This is a genomic window from Picosynechococcus sp. NKBG15041c (assembly GCF_055380235.1).
Genome location: NZ_AP040363.1, coordinates 37556 through 59545 on the forward strand (window position 1 = coordinate 37556; position 21990 = coordinate 59545).

Sequence of the window (21990 nt, forward strand, 5' to 3'; positions counted from 1 at the left end):
GCCAAATTTTTACTCTTTTTTAGGGAAGCGATCGCCTATATCGCCAAATTTTTGAGGGATGAAGAACATCATTCACCAGGAACATTTTGGGGTTGGTGCTGTCTTGATTGTTTCTCTTAGGAAAAAAACGGAGTCTGGGTTTTCTTTGGGGTGTTTTTGAAAGGCTTAACCTACAAAAACTTTTTCTTAATATTTTCTGGCAACTTTTTACCTAAAGAAATCGTCCTAAAGCCTACTCAAATCTAGCAATAGTTATTGAACTTAAGTATTTTTTAAGTAAGAAAGAATAGCATTGGTGCTAGGGTGAAGATAATTCGAAAAATACAGATGTATTTATGTAAACTAGAGGAGAAAAATAAAATGTCCAACCCAAGAAAATTTCGTCAATCCACAGCCCTTCTATTAGCCTTAAGCCTTGGATTCGGCACAACTCTTCCTTTCCAAGGTTCTTTATTACAGCCCGCTGCGGTCGTCGCCCAAACCAATCAATTCCCTGATGTTTCCAGTAACTATTGGGCCGCAGGGTTTATCAATGAACTGGTAAATCGGGGCGTCATTGCGGGGTTTCCTGATGGCTCTTTTCGTCCTGATGCGCCAGTAACACGGGCTCAATTTGCGGCCATGGTTCAAAAAGCTTTGCCAAAAAGCACAAACCGAAATGCGATCGCCTTTGGCGATGTACCGAGTAGTTATTGGGCCTTTACGGCGATTAACAACGCCTACGAAATGGGATTTCTTTCGGGTTATCCAGGGCAAGTATTTCGACCTGAACAAAACATTCCCCGGGAACAGGTCTTGGTCGCCCTAGCAAATGGTTTAAACTACACGCCTCGCAATGATACGAACACGACGTTAGGCTATTACCGTGACAGCGGCAGTATCGCAGATTTTGCCCGGAGCCCGATCGCCGCAGCGACAGAACGCCGGATGGTCGTGAATTACTCAGATCTTCAGCAACTCAACCCCAAACGTAATGCAACACGGGCAGAGGTTGCCGCTTTTATCTACCAGGCGCTCCTTTCCCAAAATCAGGTACAGGCGATTAATTCCCCTTACATCGTTGCCCAGGATGTGGTGGCAGTAGATTATCGCATTAATGCTGGAACGATCATTCCCATCAGTTATAAGGCTGACAAAATTTTATTGATGCGGGACGAGACCGCACCGGTCACCTTGACAGTTGATGCCAATATTGTGAATAACCAAGGGGTTGTTTTGATTCCCCAGGGGAGTGAAATTCGAGGGGAGTTCCGGCCGTCGGGCAATGGCACTCGCTTTGTGGCCCAACAGTTAAATCTGCCTAATGGCCAAACCTACTCAGTCAATGCAACGTCTCAGGTGATTACCGAAACTGAAAGTGTGACCCGGGGCATGGAGCTGGGCGGTTTGTTAAGAAATGCAGTTCTAGGGACGGGGGCAGCGGCGGCGATCTCTGCTGTTACCGGAGACCGGGCGATCGCCACAGAAGAACTACTCATCGGTGCTGGGGCCGGAATCTTAGCGACCCTAATCCCGCAGTTCTTGGGCCTCAATCGGGTTGATCTGTTAGTCGTAGAAACGAATACGGATCTTGACCTCACCCTAAACAACGACCTTGTGCTCCGAGTTAATCCCTAATATCGGGCGAGCTTGATTGAATTGACAGTGGGCGTGGGAGGCAGTAAATCCCGCGCCCTTTGAATTTGGGAAGCGCTTGATGTTGCCCTGCTTTGAGCTCACAAAGAAAAGGATTGTTTTTCTCGGTCAAAGGGGCATAATGGGGCTGATTGATTAGGATTTTAAAAAGACACGATGCTCCCGTTGCTGCAACAGTCCGGCTTGATGGCGATCGCCTTTTGCTTTCTCTTCATTTGGGGTGCTTGTTTCGGTAGCTTTCTCAACGTAGTGGTCTACCGTGTCCCAGCGGGGCTGTCCCTATGGCATCCTCCGTCTCGCTGTCCCCACTGCGGTCATCAACTGGGCGCGCGGGAAAATATTCCAGTATTAGGCTGGCTGACTTTGGGGGGGAAATGCCGCTGGTGCAAAGGGCCCATTTCACCACGCTACCCCCTTGTGGAGGTTCTAATGGGCTTACTGTGCGTGATCACGGTGGCACAGTTTGGTCTGACCCTAGAGGCGATCGCGGGGTTTACTTTGCTCTTTTGGCTCGTGGCCCTCGCTCTGATCGATCTCGACACCTTGACGTTACCCAATGCCTTGACCCAATCGGGTCTGGGGTTGGGTTTACTGTTTCAAGTCGCCCTCGGCTGGCGCGAGAACGGCCTCAACGGAGCGATTCATTTTGCGATCGCCGGGATAGGGGCGGCGGTCTTGGGAATCTGGCTCTTAGACGTTATCGGAGTCGTGGGCTCTGCTCTCTTGGGTCAGGAAGCTATGGGGGGAGGGGATCCAAAATTATTGGCGATGATTGGCGCTTGGCTCGGCTGGCAAAATGTTTTACTGACGGTCGTGCTCGCCTGTGGTTTTGGGACGGTGATCATTGGTAGCGCCCTGGGTTTAGGAAAGCACCAACGCCAGCAGCCATTGCCCTTTGGCCCCTTTCTCGCTTTAGGGGCGGTGATGGGTTTATTTTGGGGCGATCGCCTCATTGCCCTCTATTTAAATACGTTTGCGGGATGAGGCTTTTCTGTATGATGGGTGATGGTCGAAATTTAGGGCAACCCAAACCGTGAAACCTCCCCGCTGGCAACGGAAAAAACTCAGTCTCAGGCAACGGCAATTCGAAATATTTACCGTGGCTGCTCGGTTCATCCTCCGACTGGGAAAAGACAAGCTCCCCGGTGGCGACCCCGCTCGCAAGCGGCATCGTCAGGCCCGCTGGCTCGTGAATCACCTCCTCGACCTTGGTCCCACCTTTATTAAAATTGGGCAGGCGATGTCTACCCGGCCCGACCTTTTTCCGGTCGAATACATCACAGAACTCAGTCAACTCCAAGACCGAGTTCCCCCCTTCAAGGGCCAAGAGGCGATCGCCGTAATTGAACAAGAATTCAGCAAGTCTGTTTATGCCCTTTTCAAGGACTTTGAGTTAGAGCCCCTGGCCTCCGCCAGTCTGGGCCAAGTACACCGGGCCACCCTCTATACCGGAGAAGCCGTGGCTGTCAAAGTGCAGCGTCCAGGCCTTCATCGTCTTTTTCAGGTAGACCAGCAGGTACTTGAAAGACTCCTCAATTGGCTAGATCTGCTGTTCAAAGATTTAAAAAAATATAAACTCCGGCAAATTTACCGCGAATTTTTTGAGCTCCTTTACCAAGAAATTGATTATGTTCATGAAGGCAAAAACGGTGATCACTTCCGGGCAAACTTCGCTGAAGATCCGCAAATCCTCGTCCCAAAAGTCTATTGGCAACATACCACCCATAAAGTGCTGACGATGGAATACTTACCGGGGATAAAGATTGATGACCGGGCCGCCCTTGAAGCGAGCGACATCAACCCGGACCATGTTATTAGTCTAGGTATTTCTTCTTATCTAAAACAACTCCTCCAAGATGGCTTTTTCCAATCAGATCCCCACCCAGGCAATATGGCTGTTGATGCTAGTGGTAAGCTGATTTTCTATGACTTCGGGACGATGACCGAGGTCAAGTCCATGGAAAAAAACCAGATGATGCGCACCTTTTTTGCCGTCTTGCGAAAGGATACGGATGAGGTGCTAGAAACATTAGTGTATATGGGTCTGGTTGAACCCATGGCAGACATGACCCCAGTGAAACGGATGATTGCGTTTTTGCTGGATCGGTTCCGCGATCGCCCCATTGATTTACAAGAATTCGAAGCCATTAGCAGTGAACTGTATTTAATGTTCGAGCAGCAACCCTTTCGTTTGCCGCCCCAGATGACCTTCATTATCAAAGCTCTCACGACCCTCGATGGCATTGCTCGGGCTCTCGATCCCCAGTACAATCTCTTGGCCGCTGCCCAGCCATTTATTCGCAGTGTGGCGACCGGAAACCAACCGGGAGAAAATCGCTTCACTGCCCTGGCCCAGCAAACAAAGGAATTTGTTCTTTATCAATTTCAGAAACCCACGCGGGCAGAAATGGCGATCAAACACCTTGAATCTCGCATTGAATTGGGAGAATTGCAATTTCGGATTAAATCTGTCGAAGGCGATCGCCAATTGCGGCGCATGTACCTCGCGCTCAAAACAATGATGTACGGCATGCTCTGGGGCTTTAGCACCATTGCTAGTATTTTGCTATGGCATCAATCACCCCCCATTTTTCTCACTGGGGCGATCGTCTTAGGAGCTCTATTTTTTGGCATCCAAACCTTCAGAGCCTTACTACAACTGCTTATCCAAGAACGCCTCGACCAATTTATTCGGAAATAGAGTGGCTGGACAGTTTTGACTTTTTGAAAAACCAGAAAATAAAAATATTTTGTAATTGCATTTCTATTGCGGCCTATTGATGGCCAGAGTTTACCGTTTAAACCAGTTGATGTTTTATCATCTATAAATTGTTATATTGTAATTTTTTTAGACAATACAATAGTATCGATCAATAAGTTTTTGAGGTCATCAGAAGCATCGATTAGAATCTAATAAATCTAGTCTTAATGCTTTACTAATTCGACATTAACCTTGGGTTTATACAATCCCCTTATTCTAAATCTGGGAAAGCACTACCAACTAAATCCCTGTTGTTTCTGTGGAAAATTTTTAAAAATTTATGCCTCTTAAATTAAGCCTGAACCAAAGTCTTTTCTTTACCATGGCACTCACTGGACTTTGTAGTGGCTTATCTAGCTGTGGTGGCCTCCTGGCTTCAAAAGAACCAATGGGAATTGAAGGAGCTGGAGCAAGTTTTCCTGCTCCTCTCTATCAGCGATGGATTACTGAATTTGATAAACAAGCAAAAGTTTCCGTCAAATATGACTCAGTTGGTAGTGGTGAAGGCGTCAGAAAATACCTCAGTCAAGAAGTCGATTTTGGTGCGACAGACGCTCCACTAAACACCGAAGAAATAGAGCAATTCCCTGATGCCAGGGGTCCGATAATCCAGGTGCCTCTTACAGGGGGATTACTCGTTTTTGCCTATAATCTTGGTAATTTTGAAGGGACTGAGAATATTCGGCTCTCCCGTGAAAGTTATTGCGGCATTGTGACGGGACAAATTCGTAACTGGAATGATCCGAAAATTGTGGCAGATAACCCCAATGTCCGAATGCCAAATCTGCCGATTATTTTTGTACACCGTTCAGATGGAAGCGGCACAACCTTTATTTTCTCTAGCCATATCACAGCGGCTTGCCCTGAGTGGACAGGAGGCGCTGCCAAGGAAGTAGATTGGCCAGAAAATTTCCTCGGCGCACCAGGCAATGAAGGGGTAACAGCTCAAATTCAACAGAGTCAGGGAGGGATCGGTTACATCGAGTATTCCTACGCTCGTAGCAATAGACTGCCGATGGCAATCATCCAGAACAAAACAGGTGCGTTTATTAACCCCACTTCAGAAAATGCAGCCAAAGCGTTCAGCGGGATTAATGTTCCAAGTGACTTTGCCCTCTCAATTCCTGACCCTAGTCAGCCCGAAGCTTATCCCATCGTGGGTTTGACTTGGTTACTCATCTATGGCCAATATGACGACGCTAACACCATCAAAGGCCTCAAGGAGTTTGTCACCTGGACGCTCACCAAGGGGGATAGCTATGCAGAAGAGCTTGGCTACATCCCGATTCCAAACGATTTAGAGCAGCGGGTTTTGGAGGTGATGAAAAACTTATAAGTAATTTTTGTTCAGTCAAGCTGAGCTGGGAACCAAGGGGGATTGGCGATCGCCAGACTATGAACGGGCCATGATTAAGCAATCTAAGCTTGCTTATATCGACCAAGTTTGGTTACTGGAACCAAATTTCCCCTTTCGACACGTGCTTTTTGGAAAACATCCTGTCCCAATTGCTGCTGAGTTAATAACAATTGTTATCTTTTGATTATTTTGTGTGTCCGTCGCACCAATGTCGCACTAGTTTTGTTAGTGATGGGCAATTTAACCAGACACAATATGGGAATTTAGGATGTGGAACTGTTTTTTGCTGAACCAAAATCTCCTAAATAACTGTCAACCGAAAGAATAAGTGTGATTTTATGGAAGTGCAGGATATTGCGACAAAAACCGTTGTGATTCCGGGGAAAGCCCTACAGACCCTGATTGAGCGCCGGGTATCTGGCACTGTAAGCGTTTATGATCCCGTTGATGACTCTGTCTTTTGGCAACTGTACTTAGGAGGTGGCAAGCTCCATTTCGCCACCAGCGGCATGGGGAAACCGGAACGGCTTGATTATCTTTTGGGGCAGCTTTTTCCGAGTACTCAGTTTCCGATATCTGATACCCTCAGTCGTGATTATGACTACATTTGTCAGATTTGGAAGATGGGGAAGTTTTCTCTACAACAGGTACGCCAAGTACTATTTTTTATTACCCAAGAAGCTGTGAGTCAGTTTCTGGCATTACCAAGGGCGGCGGTCAAGTTTGAGCGGACCTTAGGTCTAGATCCCCTGCTGCTCTCCCTCTCACTGCGGCAGATTGTTCGCCCTCTCCAAGACACAATTCGAAGCTGGGTACAACTGCGTTCTGATATTAGTTCTCCCTTTCAACGACTTTATCTGGGGGATTTTGACCAAATCACCAGTCAATCATGGCTCCATATGCAAAATTATGAGCTAGTGGCCAATATGCTAGAAAGCCTCAACCAAAAGATGACACTCTATGAGTTGAGCCGCTCAATGGGAAAAACCACGACGGAACTGGGGGGAATTTTACAGCCCTTTATTCAGGCAGGTGGGATTCAAGTTTTACCCTATGAGGCGATCGCCTCCCCGCCAAAACCGCTCATTGCCTGCATCGATGACAGCAAGGCAACCCAACGCATTGTCAAAATGACCCTCGAAGCCAGTGGATTAGAAGTCATCGGCGTCACAGATCCAGCCCAAGCCCTCAGTACCTTTGTTCATAAACGCCCCGAGCTGATTTTGATGGATATTAATATGCCAGAAATTGACGGCTATGAGCTTTGCCGGATGTTTAGCCAATCTAACCTCCTGAAAAATATCCCTGTAATTATGCTCACCGGGCGCGATGGGCTATTGGACCGGATCCGGGCCAGAATGATTGGTGCCTCTGATTACATCGCCAAGCCTTTCGACCCCCAAGATCTGATTCAATTAGTGCAATCCTACATCCAGAATGCCACTCCACAATCCAAGCTTTAAGGGCGGCTGATGATGATGGATATAATCTTTTTTTCTTAAGTCGATATTTGTAAAGTGATGAAAACAGTTTTAGTCGTTGATGATTCCAAATCAGAGCAAATGCTCGCCCGGGCACTGCTGGAAAAAATGAATGTTGCCGTAAGTTTGGTTGATAGCGGCTCCGATGCCCTGAGTTGGCTCAAAGAACATGAGCAACCTGCTTTGATCTTTTTGGATATTGTGATGCCTGATATGAACGGCTTAGATCTTTGCCGCGAAATTCGCGAAAACCTCGGTTATAAAAATGTGCCCATCATTTTTTGCTCCAACAAAAGCCAAGATTTTGATCGGTTTTGGGCGTTGCGCCAAGGGGGGAATGCTTACATCACAAAACCCTACAGTCCGATGGATTTTATGAACACAGTCAAGGATTATCTCAGTTAGAGGTGATCGCCCCCAGTTTTGTTGAGTTCCACAAAGATTAACCATCTCACCATGCCAATAGTCACAACCGAAGTGGATTATTTCCGCGCCCAATTGTACCCCCCGAGAGAACATCAACCCTTGGCGAAAACAAAGTTGCTGGTGCCGCTACAAGATATTGCTGAGGTGGTGACGATTCAACGACAGGATATTTGTCCAATCCCTGGGGTTGCACCGGGGATTTTAGGGGTAGCGAATCAGCGAGGACAGTTGATTTGGATCATGGATCTCTGTGAAATTAGGGGCGATGAGGCGACCTCAAAACGGTTGAATCCCCAAGAAAAGTTAACGATTATGTTGCTCCAACAGGCCCAGGGACAAGTCGGCTGTGTGGTGGCGCAGTTGCAGGGGATTGTGTCGCTCGACTTGCAACAGGGGCAGAAAATCGAAGCGCAGTGGCAAACGTTTTATCCATTCTGTGATCGCCAACTGTCTGAGGGGGAGGATTGGGCTTTTTTATTAGACATCATGCAACTGTTCGAGTATTTACAAATGGGCTGATCGAAACAGCCTAGATTGGGCGCTTGGTCGTTCCATTGCTCTGATTTTGTCGGACTCTTCAATTTTGACTTTTCGCAAAAACAACTTTTATTCAAACGTGGCGTAGGCTTCCCCAATGACAACTTTCAACATTACCGATAAGCAAGCAGCTTTCTCTCCAGAAATTCAGAAACTCCAGGTGGCGATCGCGATGGATCCAATGGATATCATGGCAAAAATTAGTCTCGCCAGTCAATTTGAACAGGAAGGGTTCCTGAAGGAAGCAGCGACGGTTTATGAAGACATTATCGCGACGGACACCGACGGCGTTTTTGCCGCGAGTGCGCAACAGGCTTTACGCTCCCTGACCACAGACTATGACAACTCAAGTGACGAGCCAAATCAAAGCAATGGCAATGGCGTAGGGACAGCGACTGCGGCACCTGCAACCTTTGAACCAGAAGAGAACGTTGAACCAATTGCCTATTCAGCCGAAATTCTGGCGCTAAAAGAGGCGATCGCCAACGATCCAACGGACATAATGGCGCAAATTAGCTTAGCCATTGCCCTCGAAAATGAAGGTTTTATCCAAGAAGCTGCCGATACCTATCGCTACATCCTTGATCACCCTGAACAGGATCCAGACGGAGTCTTCACTGGTAGTGCCGCCAAAGCCTTAGAAGAATTACAGCCGGCCCTCGCTGCCCTCGACCCAACCTATAGCCTAGCCCAGGAGAGCGTTCAGACTTCTGGGCGATCGCCCCAAGCCCTTGATCCTCAGCAAGTAGATTACAGCGACGTAGATACGACTTCGCCACGGATTAGGTGGCTCAGAAATTTACCAATTGCCCGTAAACAATTTATCGGCATGTTTGCCTCTAGTTTCATCGCCTTAACAGGGGTTGTGGGAGCCAGTATTGGGGTGACAGTGATTTCCGGGCGGGCTCAGCTTCAGAACCAGGTGATCGCCGAGTTAGCCGTCACAAGAATCAATTACCTTGCTAAAAATAATGAACTCGGTGGCGCTTTACGGGGGCAGGGTGATAACACTGCGGTCATTGCTGCCGCTCGAGAATATCAAGCATCGGGTGTGCTAGATAGTGGTTTACAACAACTGGTTACGCGAATTTTGCAGAACGAAACCAGTGCCAGACAAATTGAGTATGCAACCCTCATCGGTTTAGACGGCAGGATTATCGCCAATGCTAACCAAAACCGGGTTGGCGAAAACTTCGACCCCAATGGACTGGTGAGCGAAGTGCTCCAATCTCCCCGTCGTCTCCAAACCAACGCCATCATTGATTGGGCAGAAATTGCCAGGGAACAACCCCCTCTCCCACCAGATCTCACCGAACAACCTGTGTTGATGAACTTTACCTTTGTGCCGGTTTTTGATCCGGATACCCAGGAGGCGATCGCCATTTTAATGGGGGGTGAAGTTATCGATGGGAAGATCTCTGTCATTCGAGAAACCCTAGAAGCCGTTGGCGGTGGTTATAGTGCGATTTATCACTGGCAAGGCGATGCAGAAACAGGAAGCTTCGAACTTGCAAGTTCGATTCTCAAAACCCCCACCATGGAAGCAACGGAGTACGAAACTAATATTCCACTTCCCGACTTAGAACTGCTTCAACTCGCAAGGCAAGGGGTAGGTGGCAACTTGGTAGACCGGTTGATGATTGAAGATAGAACTTACACAGTGGCAGTGCAAGCCTTAGCGAACTCGCAAGGTGCACCGATTGCCTTCCTTGTGCGCGGTACCCCAGAAGATTCTTTAAATGCCCTCCTGCGCGATAGTCTCTTAATCCAAGCCGCCGTCGGCTTAGGGGGGATCTTTGTGGCCGCAGGTTTGGCCTGGCTCCTTGGACGGGCCATTACCAAGCCGATCTCCAAGCTTCAAGAAACTGCCGAAGAATTTGGGGCTGGTAATCTGAAAACCCGCGCTGAAGTCATGTCCCAAGATGAAGTGGGACGTCTGGCCCAGACCTTTAACCTGATGGCAGAGCAGATTGCGATCACGACAGAGGCAGTAGAGGAACAATCTTCCCTGAAGCAAAAAGAAGCAGAATTTCAGCGGCAAGAACGGGAACGACTCCAGGAAGGGGTCATTCGTCTCCTGTTGCAGATTGAAGAGGTGCGCCAGGGAAATCTCACCGTGCAAGCGATGGTGGATGAGGGGGAAGTCGGGTCAATCGCTGACGCCTTCAATGCCACGCTCCGGAGCCTCCGGGATTTGGTTTTCCAGGTTACTTCCTCCGCTGATCAGGTCTATGATTTGGCGATCGTCAACAATGATCTCATCATGCACCTTTCCGGGGAAGCCACGGTTCAGGAACGGGCCATCCAATCGGCGGAGCATTCTGTGCAAGGGATGGCCCAATCAATCCAGGCGGTGGCCAAGTCTGCCCAAGGAGCAGCCCAAATTGCCCGAAAATCTCGTTTGGCAGCCCAAGAAGGGCAAACAACAATGGATGAAACAGTGATGAGCATTGATCTCATCCGGCGATCGGTGGCAGATACCTCTAAGAAAGCGAAACGCTTGGCGGAATCGTCCCAGGAAATTTCTAAGATCGTCAACATCATCGCGGATATTTCGGAAAAGACAAACCTCCTGGCTTTTAATGCTTCCATTGAGGCTACCCGAGCCGGAGAAAATGGCCAGGGTTTCCGGGTTGTTGCCGATGAGGTGCGGCGACTGGCGGAACAGGTCACGACGGCAGCCCAGGATGTGGAGCAGTTGATCAGTGGTGTCCAGGAAGAAACGGCGCAGATGATGCAGATGATGGAAGAAAGTACCTCTCAGGTGGTCACAGGTACAGAGCTGGTGAAGAAAACAAAAACCACCCTCCAAAGGATGGGCCGCATTAGTGAGGAAATCGATAAGGTGTTGGCACGAATTTCTAAGGCAATGGTTTCCCAACAGAATGTATCGGGGAAAGTCACCAAAATTATGCAGTCGGCGGCGGAGGTCGCCCAAAAGACGGCAGCGGAATCCAAAACCATGTCTGGTCAGTTAGAGGCCCTCACTCAGGTGGCGATCGCCCTCCAAGAGTCCTCTTCCCGCTTCAAGATCGATTAAATTCTCAGTTCCTAATCATCAATTCTTCACCAGTAACGAACTTCCCCTATGTTGGATGCAGACAGTTTAAGAGCGATCGCCCTCGAAGCCCGTCAATGTTTTTTATTAGAAGACGCACCGGACTTTATTGGCCTGTTTAACCAAAGTGTCAAAGCCCTCCAACAGGAGTTAGACCAACCCAGCGGCGGCGATCGCCAGAACCTTTATAAAGATCTTGTGCGCTCTGCCCACTCGATCAAAGGGGGGGCGGGCTTAGCAGAAATGCAAGGGCTCTACCAACTGGCACACCACATGGAAGATCTCCTGGAAGCCGTTGCAGAGGGGCAAATCGAAGATCAATCAATGGCCCTAGAATTGGTTGTCTTGGCGATGGAAGAAGTGCAACATTGCGTTGACCTTGCGGCCCGGGATGACAATCATCCCGGTGATAGCCCCGGGGTTGAAAAAATGACGATCACTCTGAAGGAATTTGTCGCAACAGCCCAACCTGTCGCCCCCCAGCAGCTGTCCTCCCCCGCTGGGAACGTCCCCAGTAAATTTGTTGCCACGGCCCTCCAGGTTGATCTAGAAGCATGTGTACAACGCCTCGAAAAGTTTCTCACCACGGCTCCTCCTCCCCGGGTCGCCGCCCTTCAGCTCAAAACCCTCGAAGAAGAATGCCGCCTCTTGGGAGAAGCCCTGATGGTTCCCTGGCTTAAGGAACTAGCCAGCTTACTCCGGACAGATTTAATCACGGCGGGCCTTGATCCCGTTGCCCTCGGTCAAAGGGCGATCGCCGAAATTCGCCGCCTCATTGAGATCTATCTTGCCGACCCCGACCAAGCTCACATTAGCCCGGAGTTTCACGCCCTCTTTCAGACCACTCCCCCCCCATCAGCCTCCCCCGCCATCGCTGAAGTTGCCACGCCCCCGGAAGATGGCATCGCCCCAGCCGCCCCGCGCACTGACACTTCTGATCCCCTGAAACAGACCTCCAGTTTGCAGATCCGGATGCCGATCCAGCAGCTCAATCGCATGGGCAATGCCGTAGGAGAGCTTTTTATTGGCTATGAAAAGCTCAACCGTCACCAAGAGCAGCTCCTCCGGGTTAGTCGCAATCTCAAAAAAAGAACTCAACAACTCAGCCCCATTCGCGATGAGGTTACCGCCCTCTATGACCAATTAGCCGTTGCGCCCACAGGGTCTACCCAAAATAATGGCCTGGGAGGACTCCGGGAAGCGGCTACCACCACCCACAACGAATTTGACACTCTCCACTTTGACCAATACACCCAGGCCCATACCCAGCTCCAGCAGTTTCAAGAATTGATGGTCCAGGTGCAAGAGATTCAAGAAGATCTCGAACTGATGCGCTGGGAATTTCAAGATTCCCTAGATGGCTTACGGCAACAGTTAGAATCTCTTAGCCAAGATTTGATCCAGTCGCGCCTAATGCCTTTCGGGAATTTAGCCCGTCGTTTTCGCCAATCTTTAGAAACCTTGAGTAAACGACATCCGCAAACTGCGCACCTTGCCATTGAAGGAGAACAGGTACTTGTAGACCAAGGGATCCTTGAGCAGCTGCGGACCCCCCTGACCCACTTGATCCGGAATGCCTTTGACCATGGTATTGAACCACCAGAGACACGCCGTCAGAGTCAAAAAGCAGCGGCGGGAACCATTCATCTGGGGGCGCAAATCCGAGGGAATATCGTCGAAATTTTGGTACAGGATGATGGCCGGGGTGTCGATTTAGAGCGGGTCTGGCAAAAGGCGATCGCCAAAGGACTCTGTCCCCCTGACCAACGGCCCCCAGAGGCAGAAATTCTCGAATACCTCTTTGCACCGGGGTTTTCAACGCGGGAAACCGTCAATGATTTGTCGGGGCGGGGTCTGGGTTTGGATATTGTCCGCCTGGAGCTGGCCGAACTCAAGGGCACGATCAGCGTCAAGAGTAAACGCCACCGGGGAACCCGTTTCACGATCCGCATCCCGTTGAATTTTAATATTTTGCCCCTGCTCCTCTGTCGCTGCCAAAAACAGGCGATCGCCTTCCCTTCGGTGACAGTGCAGGCGGTGGTTTCCCTGGTCAACAACGATCAACCCCATTACCCAGAATTTCTCGATTGGCAAGGGACATCCCTCAAGCTTTATGCCCTAGATCAGCTTTTGCCCTATCCCCAGAAAAATTTACTATTGCCCCCTGAACAGCGCCCTGCGCCAACCATTGGCGTCATTGTGCGCCAAGGAAAAAAATCCCTGGCGATCGCCGTAGATGAAATTTTGGGAGAACGGGAATTGGTGCTCAAATCCCTCGATGAAACCGTTGCCTATCCCCCCTATGTGGCGGGCTGTACTGTTCTTGGGTCTGGGGAAGTGATTCCCGTGCTATTGCCCGATGCCTTTGGGCCGCTCCTCACCGGGCCAAATCAAGATGGTGGGGCCGTTGCCGCAAGTCCGGCTGCAATACCAGCCCAGGGACAGCGGACGATTTTGGTGATTGATGATTCTGTGGCGGTGCGACGGACCTTGAATAAACTGTTGAGTCAGATGGGCTACCAGGTGCAACAATGCCGCGATGGGAAAGAGGCCTGGAATCTTCTGAACCGTGCCCAACAGAATTTTGACCTGGCGATTTGTGACTTGGAAATGCCCGGATACGATGGCTTTACACTGTTGCAAATGGTGCGGGGTCAGCAAAAATGGAACAATTTGCCCTTCGTGATGCTCACTTCCCGGGACAATGATCTCCACCGTCAGAAGGCAAAAAATCTCGGAGCCAATGATTATTTTACTAAGCCATTCCACCCGGTACGGTTTCTTCAGGCGATCGCCCGATATGTTGAAGGCTAAAGCATCAAATTGCGGGAATCAAAATCGTTTCTAACAGTCCCTCGACCCGTTGTCGCAGCTTCCGGTTATGGGGGTCAGCTAATAATGCCTTGCGTAAGTAGGTGCGGGCCTTGTGGTGCTGTTGTTGTTGTAGCAGATGGGTTCCCCAACTGAGATAGGTAATGCCCTGCCACTGACGTACCTCTGCATCATGGGGCAGCCGATAGGCGAGCCCTTCCATCAAGGCGATCGCCCGGGCGTAGCGCCGCTGTTGTAAACAAACTTGGAGCTGTTCATAGCTCTGCCATTTGAGCTGTTGGTCAAGATCAGAAGGCGCCGGCGGTGTTGGGGTCTGGGGTTGGGGCGATCGCCAGACATTTGTTGCCCCCGTAAGGCGCTGATTTTCGGCAAGGGCTTTGTAGGCGCGGGTAATACGAATAAATTTACTTTCGGCTTGGCGATCGCCCCGGTTCACATCTGGATGACATTGGCGAGCAAGACGGCGATAGGCCGCTTTCACGGCATCGAATTCTGCGTCAAGCCGTAACCCTAAAATTTCATAACATTCAAGGAGATTCATCGGGTCACTGCCGGGAAAGGAGGCCTAATGTAATGGCCCAATTTTACCTAAGAATACCGCAAAAATCTTGGTGGAGAAGATTGCTTTGGTGAATCCAGGCGATCGCCGCTATGATCCGGAGAACAAACCCTGCACACTTTGTTTTTTCTTAGAAAAATTTTGATGGCCGCCCCAATCCAAATCACCCTTAAACTGTTCGCCATTTATCAAGAAACCTACGGTACGGAGATGTTATCTTGGCAAGTCCCTGGGGGGAGTACTGTCAAAGATATTTTGAACCAAATTGTTGAAGCACATCCCAGTTTGGCAGAATGGCAGTCTGTGACTCGCTTTGGGGTAAATTTAGAATTTGTCCCCCCAGAAACAGTGCTCCAGGACGGCGATGAAGTAGTTTTAATTCCCCCGGTGAGTGGTGGTTAGTTTTTGGGAACTCCCCGGCCCCGAAAAATTCCATTACAATACGAGACGACTTTTATTTTGCCCATCACTCTCCCATTACTATTTTTTCCGTAGGGCCGCCGATGATGATGCACGTTGCCAATCTCCGCCAAAATTACACCAAAGCGGGTCTCCATGAAGACGATGTAAGCGATGATCCCATGGCGCAATTTGCCACCTGGTTCCAGCAGGCAACGGAAACGGCGGAAATTCGCGAGCCCAATGCGATGGTCGTGAGCACGGTGAACGCTGAGGGTAAACCGAGCGCCCGGGTGGTCTTACTGAAGGATTTTAGTGAAGCCGGATTTACCTTTTTTACCAACTACACTAGCCAAAAAGGGACGGAATTGATGGCGACGCAGTACGGGGCGATCGTGTTTTGGTGGGAACCTTTGGAGCGGCAAGTTCGCATTGAGGGCACTGTTGAAAAGCTCACCCCGGAGCAATCTGACGCCTATTTTGCCAGCCGCCCCCGAAAATCTCAAATTGGGGCCTGGGCCTCGCCCCAAAGTCAGGCGATCGCCAACCGAGAATTTCTTGAACAACGCTTTAAAGACCTCGAAGCTGAGTATGCCGACAAGGATATTCCCCGGCCAGACCATTGGGGGGGCTTTCTCGTACGGCCCGAAAAAATCGAATTTTGGCAGGGGCGCCCCAGCCGACTCCATGACCGTCTTGTGTTTACGTTACAGGACGATCGCACTTGGCAACGGCAACGCTTAGCACCGTAGTGTAACCCCGTAAATTTCGCTCTTGTCACCCGAAGCGACTTAAGATTTGTACTGAGTAATTTAGGGGAGCCCAGTACATGAACAGCCTTTGGAATGATCAAGAAGCCGCCGCCTACCAAGGAGATTTGGCCCTGCGGGTCTACACTTCTCGTCTATTGGGGCGGGATCCCTCCCTGGTGCTCCATGGGGGCGGCAATACTTCCGTGAAAGTGACGGAAACAAATCTGGTCGGAGAAACCGAAGAAATTCTTTACGTGAAAGGGAGCGGCTGGGATTTAGCGACCATCGAGGCGGCGGGTTTTGCGCCGGTGCGGATGAACCATCTGCTGAAATTAGCCAAACTGCCCAGTTTAAGCGATCCCCAGATGGTCAACGAGCTCAAAACCCAAATGACCGTCGCCACCGCGCCCACCCCTTCGGTGGAAACCATTTTGCACGCCATCTTGCCCTACAAATATGTAGACCATACCCACGCCGACGCGATTGTGACGATTACCAACACGCCGGAGGGACTGGATCGCATCAAGAAAATTTATGGCGATCGCCTGGTGATCATTCCCTACATCATGCCGGGGTTTGACCTGGCCCGCCTCTGTGCCGAAAAATTCGCCGCCGAAGCCCATGAAAAAACAGAGGGGATGATTCTGTTGAACCACGGAATTTTTTCCTTTGGGGCCACTGCCAAGGAATCCTACGAGCGGATGATTACCCTCGTCCAAGAAGCCGAGGCCTATCTCCAGCGGCAAGGGGCTTGGGATATTCCCCAACGGGTCAAACAAACCAGTGACGCCCCCATGGCGAAAGCCTTGGCCCAACTCCGTTATGACGTTTCCCAGGTGGCCGGTTTCCCGGTAATTCTCAGAGGCGATCGCCGCCCGGCAATTCTCAGCTTTAGCCAACGGGACGATTTAGACCGCATTTCCCAACAGAATCCCGCCACCCCCGACCATGTGATCCGTACCAAACCTGTGCCTCTAATTGGCCGCGATGTGCAAGGATTCGCCACCGCTTACCAAGCCTATTTTGCCAGTCAAGCGCCCCAGGCAAAGGAACCGAAGACGATGCTGGATCCGGCCCCAAGGGTAATCCTCGATCCAGAATTAGGGCTCGTGACCGTTGGCCAAACCGCCAAAGCAGCCAATATTGTCGCCGATATCTATCGCCACACCATCGAAATTATTTCCCGCGCCGAACAGCTCAGTCGCTACCAAGCCCTTTCCCAAAAAGATATTTTCGACATGGAATATTGGGATCTAGAACAGGCGAAATTGAAAAAAGGTGGCACGCCGCCAGAATTTACTGGGGAGATTGCCCTGGTGACAGGGGCTGCCTCTGGCATTGGCAAAGCCTGCGTCGAATCCCTTTTGAAACGGGGGGCAGCGGTGGTGGCCCTGGACATTAACCCTGCCATCGAAACCCTATGCGATCGCCCCGATTTTTTGGGCCTAACCTGCGATCTCACCGACGAAACCCAAATCAGAAATGCCCTAGAACAAGCGGTGCAGTATTTTGGCGGTTTAGATATGGTGATTCTCAACGCCGGTATTTTTCCCCCCAGTCAGGCGATCGCCCATTTATCCACCGACCACTGGCATCAGGTGCTAGGCATTAACCTCGACAGCAATCTCATCCTGTTGCGGGAGTGCCATCCTTTCCTCAAACTCGCCCCGAAAGGGGGGAGGGTCGCAATCATTGGGTCTAAAAATGTTGCTGCCCCAGGCCAAGGAGTTGCCGCCTATTCCGTCTCCAAAGCCGCTCTCAACCAATTGGCGCGGGTGGCGGCATTGGAATGGGGAACTGAGGGCATTCGGATCAATACGGTGCACCCCAATGCCGTTTTTGACACAGGGATCTGGACTGCTGAAGTCCTCGAAAAACGCGCTCAAGCCTACGGTTTAACCGTTGAGGCATACAAAAAAAATAATCTCCTCCAGGTGGAAATCACCAGCCAGGATGTGGCTGAATGTGCCGCTGTCCTCTGTAGCGATTTATTTGCCAAAACCACTGCCGCCCAAATCCCCCTTGATGGCGGCAACGAACGAGTCATCTAAACAAATAAGTCCCCCTTTTCAAAGGGAGACTTAGGGAGAGCTCAATGTCTCAAATCAGGCCAGGGTCTACATGATACCCACAAAGTGGAGGGGGCCTTGGCCACTAATTAGCTCCAGCAACAGCGCTAAAAAGCCAATCATTGCCAGACGCCCATTGAGCACTTCGGCGCTGGTATTCAAGCCCCAGGAAAGTTCTTGGGGATACATCTTCATGTTTTCCTTCGGGTGGGTCACCTGGGCAAAGGTGCGGGGCTGCTGCTCTAGGGAATCCGTTACCAAGTGAGCAAGGGATTCAATAAAGAGCGGGTGAGTATTGAGGGCAGGGACGCGGCGAAAATTCTCGATGCCCGCTTCTTCGGCCACTTCCCGGTACTCAATGTCAATTTCCTGGAGGGTCTCGATATGCTCAGAAACGAAGCTAATGGGGATCACGACTAAGTCTTTAACGCCCTTTTCTCCTAGGGCAATGAGAGAATCTTCAGTGTAGGGCTGGAGCCATTCCACCGGGCCGACGCGACTTTGGTAGGCGAGGGTATAGTCATTGGGGCGGCCGAGGGCTTCCATAATCAAGCGGGTACATTCTTCGATTTCCCGTTGATAAGGGTCGCCTGCCTCTTTCACATAGCTCTGGGGGACGCCATGGGCACTAAAGAAAATATGGGCCTGGTCGGGGTGCTCGAATTGATCGAGTTCTTGGCGAATCAGATCTACCATCGCGCTGATGTACTGGGGATGGTCATACCAGGAGGGAATGAGGGTGTAGTTCAGTTGGCTGAGGTCTTTGTCAGTGCGCCACATTTCTTCGAGGACGCGAAAACTAGAACCACTGGTACTGATAGAAAATTGGGGATAGAGGGGAAGGACAACGAGGTGATCGAGGTTGTCTTGTTTAATTTCGGCGATCGCCTCCTCCGTGAAGGGGTGCCAATAGCGCATGCCGACATAAATTTTTACTTCTTTGCCCCAGTCCGCCAGTTTTTGGGCGAGGGCTGCACCTTGGGCCTCAGTGATTTGCCGGAGGGGAGAACCGCCGCCAATTTCTTTGTAATTTTCTTGGGATTTACCAGCTCGCAAGGTCGAAATAAGCCAGGCAAGCGGCTTTTGCATCCATGGTGCCGGTAAACGGATGATCTCGGGGTCTGCAAACAAATTAAAGAGAAAAGGACGGACATCCTCTAATTTGTCTGGCCCACCTAGGTTAAGTAATAAGACCCCAACACGACCCATAGCTGATACAAATTTAATTTACTGGTATTTTCTTTAAGCTATTGTAACAATATATCCTTCTGGGACGGTGTGCCTGTCATGGTGGCTACCAGAAAGTCGAAAAAATTTACATTTCTTCGGTTTATTTTTCAGCTTTGGGCACAGTTTTCTAAATTACCTGTTTGAGGCCTTCCGAAGACAGCCATTCGATCTGCTCGGCCCGTTGGGGACGTCCGAGGAAATATCCCTGGGCAATATCACAGCCCATTTCTTTCAATAGATTAAGGATCGCTTGATTTTCGACCCCCTCCGCAACGACCTCTAGACCAAGACTGTGGGCAAGGTTGATGGTTGATCTTACGATGACCAAGCTCTGTTCGTCACTCAACATATCCACTACGAAAGATTGGTCAATTTTTAAGGCGTGCACTGGAAAACGCTGGAGATAGCTCAAGGAAGAGTAACCTGTGCCAAAATCATCGATCGAAAGATGAACGCCCAAATTCGCGAAGCATTGCAATAGTTCGAGGGCAGCGCGGGGATCGCTCATCAGGGCGGTTTCAGTAATTTCTAGTTCGATCTGCTCGGGAATAATTTCATATTCCTGGAGGAGGGTTTCAAAGGTTGTGAGGCAGTTCGGGTCTAAAAGGCTACAGGCAGATAAGTTGAGGGCGATCGTTAAATCAAGGCCCTGCTTTTGCCAGATTTGTTTTTGTTGAAACGCTTCTTCCCAAATCCAGTAGGTGAGAGTGTGGATTGCGTCACTTTGTTCGGCTAAAGGAACGAATTCTGCCGGGGAAATTAGACCAAAGGTGGGATGGTGCCAGCGGGCTAAGGCTTCAACCCCAATGAGCCTTTTTTGCCGTAGGTCACACTTGGGTTGGTAGCACAAGAAGAACTGTTTCCGGGCGCTGGGTTTGCCCAAGCTTGAGAGAATAGCCAAGCGCCGGGGGGTGTAATGGTCGATATCTTCGTGATAAATCTCATAGGTGGTGCGCTTTTGTTTTGCGGCATACATGGCAACTTCAGCACTCCGGAGAGCAGCATGGCTATCAGTACCATGCTCGGGAAACATTGCAATCCCGAGACTTGCTGTGATGTGAATGACATTCCCCCCAGTGACGAAGGGTTGCTGAATCGCTGCCTGGAGTACACCCGCTAATTCTATGGCGTGTTTACAGGCTTGTTCTCGCTCACTCTGAACCATCGGGCAAGCTACGGCAAATTCGTCTCCCCCTAAACGACAGACAATGCCTTGGTAGGGGCTGAGGGCTGAAAGTAGCCGTAGGGCGATCTGTTGTAAAAATGTATTTCCGAGTTTGTGACCTAGGGTATCGTTCAGATCTTTGAAGCGATCAAGGTCAATGAGCATGATGATAATTAATTCATACCCGAGGGCCGGGGTATGCAGCCATTCTTGGATTGTGTCATGGAAAAGGTTGCGGTTGCCGATGGTGGTGAGGCTGTCGTAGCGGGCCTGGTAGCGGAGTTCTTTAAAATGATGGGCGTTGGCGATCGCCACCGAAATCGATTGTCCCAAAGCCCGGAGGGTATCGATTTCGTAGGATTCCAAAAACCGATCCTCCTGGAAGAGCATCAAAACTAAACCAAAGGTTTGTCGATGAAAAACCAAAGGCATTGCCAAAACCTTAAACCCTTCCCGGAGAAAAGCCGTTTGAGGATTTTCTTCTCCCCAACAATGTGCCCATTGTTCGGTGTCTAGAATCTGGAGTACGCCTTCCTTAAGAATGTGACGAAAGAGCCGATTTTCTACGGTAACTTGCCTAAGGACAGCACAATGTTCTGGGGAAAAACCATAGTGATCTTGAAGCTTAAGGGGGCCATCGTGAAAGCTTTCCCCTTCCAATAGATAAAAACCAATGCAGATTTCTGGATAATGTTGTCCTAGGGTTGCAACGGTCTCCCGCACGATATCCCGAACTTCTAGGGAACCATGTAATCGCTGGGTCAGGGCATGGGCCAGGGCCAAAAAACGATTGTGTAACTGCAGGGAATTTTGAGAATAGCGCAGTTCTCCTTCTACCTGTTTGAGGGTCACAAGCATTGGTAGCCATCGCAAAATTCCAAGACTCACCAAAAATGTACCTAGACCTTGGCCGACCCATAATTCGCCCAGACGCCAGACTTCTGCCAGGGGCTGCCACCGGAGGTCGAGATACTGTGGAATCTGCAAAAAAGCAGACCAGCGCCCTAGGGCTAATAAAATGCAGCCCACCGTGATCCAACGGTAATCCCAATCTCGTAGGGGCACTTGCTTGTCATAGCGGATTAGGACATAGATAATGCCCGTTAAAGCGAGAGCAGTATACAACGCGACAAGCGACTGAAACATAGGGGAGGAGGGAGGAGGAGAAAAATATGCCGAAAACTGCTAGCAACTTCCTAGAGAACAATCATTGAAATATTTATTCAAGGATTGTCTTGAATTATAGTGCTGGTTTCAAAGGGAAGAATGGGATTTCTTGTCCACTTAGGGTTCGAGGCAGTGACGGGGCATCACAATGAGGGTCGTACCTTCTCGGCGTACGACATAAACAGTTTCTTGGGCGTCGATCGCCATAGTTTCATCGGCGCAGCGGGCGCGCCAGGAGCTGCCTTCATAGAGAATACGACCTGGTTGGCCGGGGGCGATCGCCGTGATTGTTTCAGCTTCGGCGGCATCACTCAGGGTACGGACGGTTGTTTTTGGCGTAAAAAAGCGACGGGAGACGAGAATGGCGACACTCGAAAAAATCAGCCACAGTAGAATTTGGAAGTTCGGATCGAGGCTCGGGATGAAATAGATAATCACAGCCACAGCCATCGCACCCATCCCGAGCATAAATTCCATGAAGGCCGTGGGAAAAATAAACTCGAGGGAGCAAAGTAACGCCCCAATGATCAGCCAAATAAGTAGAGGATTGACCATGTACCGA

General features: G+C 50.1%; 16 protein-coding genes. 12 read left to right on the plus strand and 4 right to left on the minus strand.

Going from position 1 to position 21990, the window contains the following annotated elements; genetic code table 11:
* Positions 1 to 360 precede the first annotated feature (360 nt).
* The 9 genes from ACZ45B_RS00195 (at position 361) to ACZ45B_RS00235 (ending at position 14069) form a co-directional block, all read left to right on the plus strand.
* The gene (locus tag ACZ45B_RS00195; RefSeq protein WP_024546903.1) at positions 361 to 1617 is read left to right on the plus strand and encodes an S-layer homology domain-containing protein; all 1257 of its coding nucleotides are present in this window, start codon (positions 361 to 363) and stop codon (positions 1615 to 1617) included.
* 174 nt (positions 1618 to 1791) lie between these two features.
* Positions 1792 to 2619: a prepilin peptidase gene (locus ACZ45B_RS00200; RefSeq protein WP_081699685.1), complete on the plus strand. Its 828-nt coding sequence runs from the start codon at positions 1792 to 1794 to the stop codon at positions 2617 to 2619.
* 49 nt (positions 2620 to 2668) lie between these two features.
* Positions 2669 to 4336, plus strand: a complete 1668-nt coding sequence (locus ACZ45B_RS00205) for an ABC1 kinase family protein (protein WP_024546901.1) — start codon at positions 2669 to 2671, stop codon at positions 4334 to 4336.
* Between the two features lie 340 nt (positions 4337 to 4676).
* Positions 4677 to 5732: a phosphate ABC transporter substrate-binding protein PstS gene (gene pstS, locus ACZ45B_RS00210; protein ID WP_024546900.1), complete on the plus strand. Its 1056-nt coding sequence runs from the start codon at positions 4677 to 4679 to the stop codon at positions 5730 to 5732.
* Between the two features lie 359 nt (positions 5733 to 6091).
* The gene (locus ACZ45B_RS00215) at positions 6092 to 7216 is read left to right on the plus strand and encodes a response regulator (protein WP_024546898.1); all 1125 of its coding nucleotides are present in this window, start codon (positions 6092 to 6094) and stop codon (positions 7214 to 7216) included.
* A 57-nt stretch (positions 7217 to 7273) separates the two neighbouring features.
* Positions 7274 to 7639, plus strand: coding sequence for a response regulator (locus tag ACZ45B_RS00220; protein WP_024546897.1), 366 nt, complete (start codon positions 7274 to 7276; stop codon positions 7637 to 7639).
* Between the two features lie 51 nt (positions 7640 to 7690).
* On the plus strand, positions 7691 to 8179 hold the full coding sequence (locus ACZ45B_RS00225; protein ID WP_024546896.1) for a chemotaxis protein CheW: 489 nt from the start codon (positions 7691 to 7693) through the stop codon (positions 8177 to 8179).
* A 115-nt stretch (positions 8180 to 8294) separates the two neighbouring features.
* Complete coding sequence (locus tag ACZ45B_RS00230) at positions 8295 to 11237, plus strand: methyl-accepting chemotaxis protein (protein ID WP_024546895.1); 2943 nt, start codon at positions 8295 to 8297, stop codon at positions 11235 to 11237.
* Positions 11238 to 11285: 48 nt separating this feature from the next.
* A complete protein-coding gene (locus ACZ45B_RS00235; RefSeq protein ID WP_024546894.1) occupies positions 11286 to 14069 on the plus strand; it encodes a hybrid sensor histidine kinase/response regulator in 2784 nt (927 codons plus the stop codon).
* A 4-nt stretch (positions 14070 to 14073) separates the two neighbouring features.
* Here ACZ45B_RS00235 and ACZ45B_RS00240 read toward each other — a convergent pair whose 3' ends face one another.
* Positions 14074 to 14628 (minus strand): J domain-containing protein, encoded by a 555-nt coding sequence (locus ACZ45B_RS00240; RefSeq protein WP_024546893.1) that lies wholly within the window; start codon positions 14626 to 14628, stop codon positions 14074 to 14076.
* 162 nt (positions 14629 to 14790) lie between these two features.
* Between ACZ45B_RS00240 and ACZ45B_RS00245 the strand changes: the two genes are divergently transcribed.
* The 3 genes from ACZ45B_RS00245 to ACZ45B_RS00255 all read left to right on the plus strand — a co-directional run bounded on the left by ACZ45B_RS00245 (position 14791) and on the right by ACZ45B_RS00255 (position 17848).
* The gene (locus ACZ45B_RS00245; protein ID WP_024546892.1) at positions 14791 to 15048 is read left to right on the plus strand and encodes a MoaD/ThiS family protein; all 258 of its coding nucleotides are present in this window, start codon (positions 14791 to 14793) and stop codon (positions 15046 to 15048) included.
* Positions 15049 to 15149: 101 nt separating this feature from the next.
* Positions 15150 to 15797, plus strand: coding sequence for a pyridoxamine 5'-phosphate oxidase (gene pdxH, locus ACZ45B_RS00250; RefSeq protein ID WP_024546891.1), 648 nt, complete (start codon positions 15150 to 15152; stop codon positions 15795 to 15797).
* Positions 15798 to 15874: 77 nt separating this feature from the next.
* Positions 15875 to 17848 (plus strand): bifunctional aldolase/short-chain dehydrogenase, encoded by a 1974-nt coding sequence (locus ACZ45B_RS00255; protein WP_024546890.1) that lies wholly within the window; start codon positions 15875 to 15877, stop codon positions 17846 to 17848.
* A gap of 66 nt (positions 17849 to 17914) precedes the next feature.
* Here the strand turns inward: ACZ45B_RS00255 and hemH are convergent, their stop codons facing one another.
* The 3 genes from hemH to ACZ45B_RS00270 all read right to left on the minus strand — a co-directional run bounded on the left by hemH (position 17915) and on the right by ACZ45B_RS00270 (position 21983).
* Positions 17915 to 19075 (minus strand): ferrochelatase, encoded by a 1161-nt coding sequence (gene hemH, locus ACZ45B_RS00260; RefSeq protein WP_024546889.1) that lies wholly within the window; start codon positions 19073 to 19075, stop codon positions 17915 to 17917.
* A 148-nt stretch (positions 19076 to 19223) separates the two neighbouring features.
* Positions 19224 to 21407, minus strand: a complete 2184-nt coding sequence (locus tag ACZ45B_RS00265; protein ID WP_024546888.1) for a putative bifunctional diguanylate cyclase/phosphodiesterase — start codon at positions 21405 to 21407, stop codon at positions 19224 to 19226.
* A 138-nt stretch (positions 21408 to 21545) separates the two neighbouring features.
* Entirely contained in the window at positions 21546 to 21983 is a 438-nt protein-coding gene (locus tag ACZ45B_RS00270; protein ID WP_024546887.1) for an NfeD family protein, read from the minus strand.
* Positions 21984 to 21990: the final 7 nt, after the last annotated feature.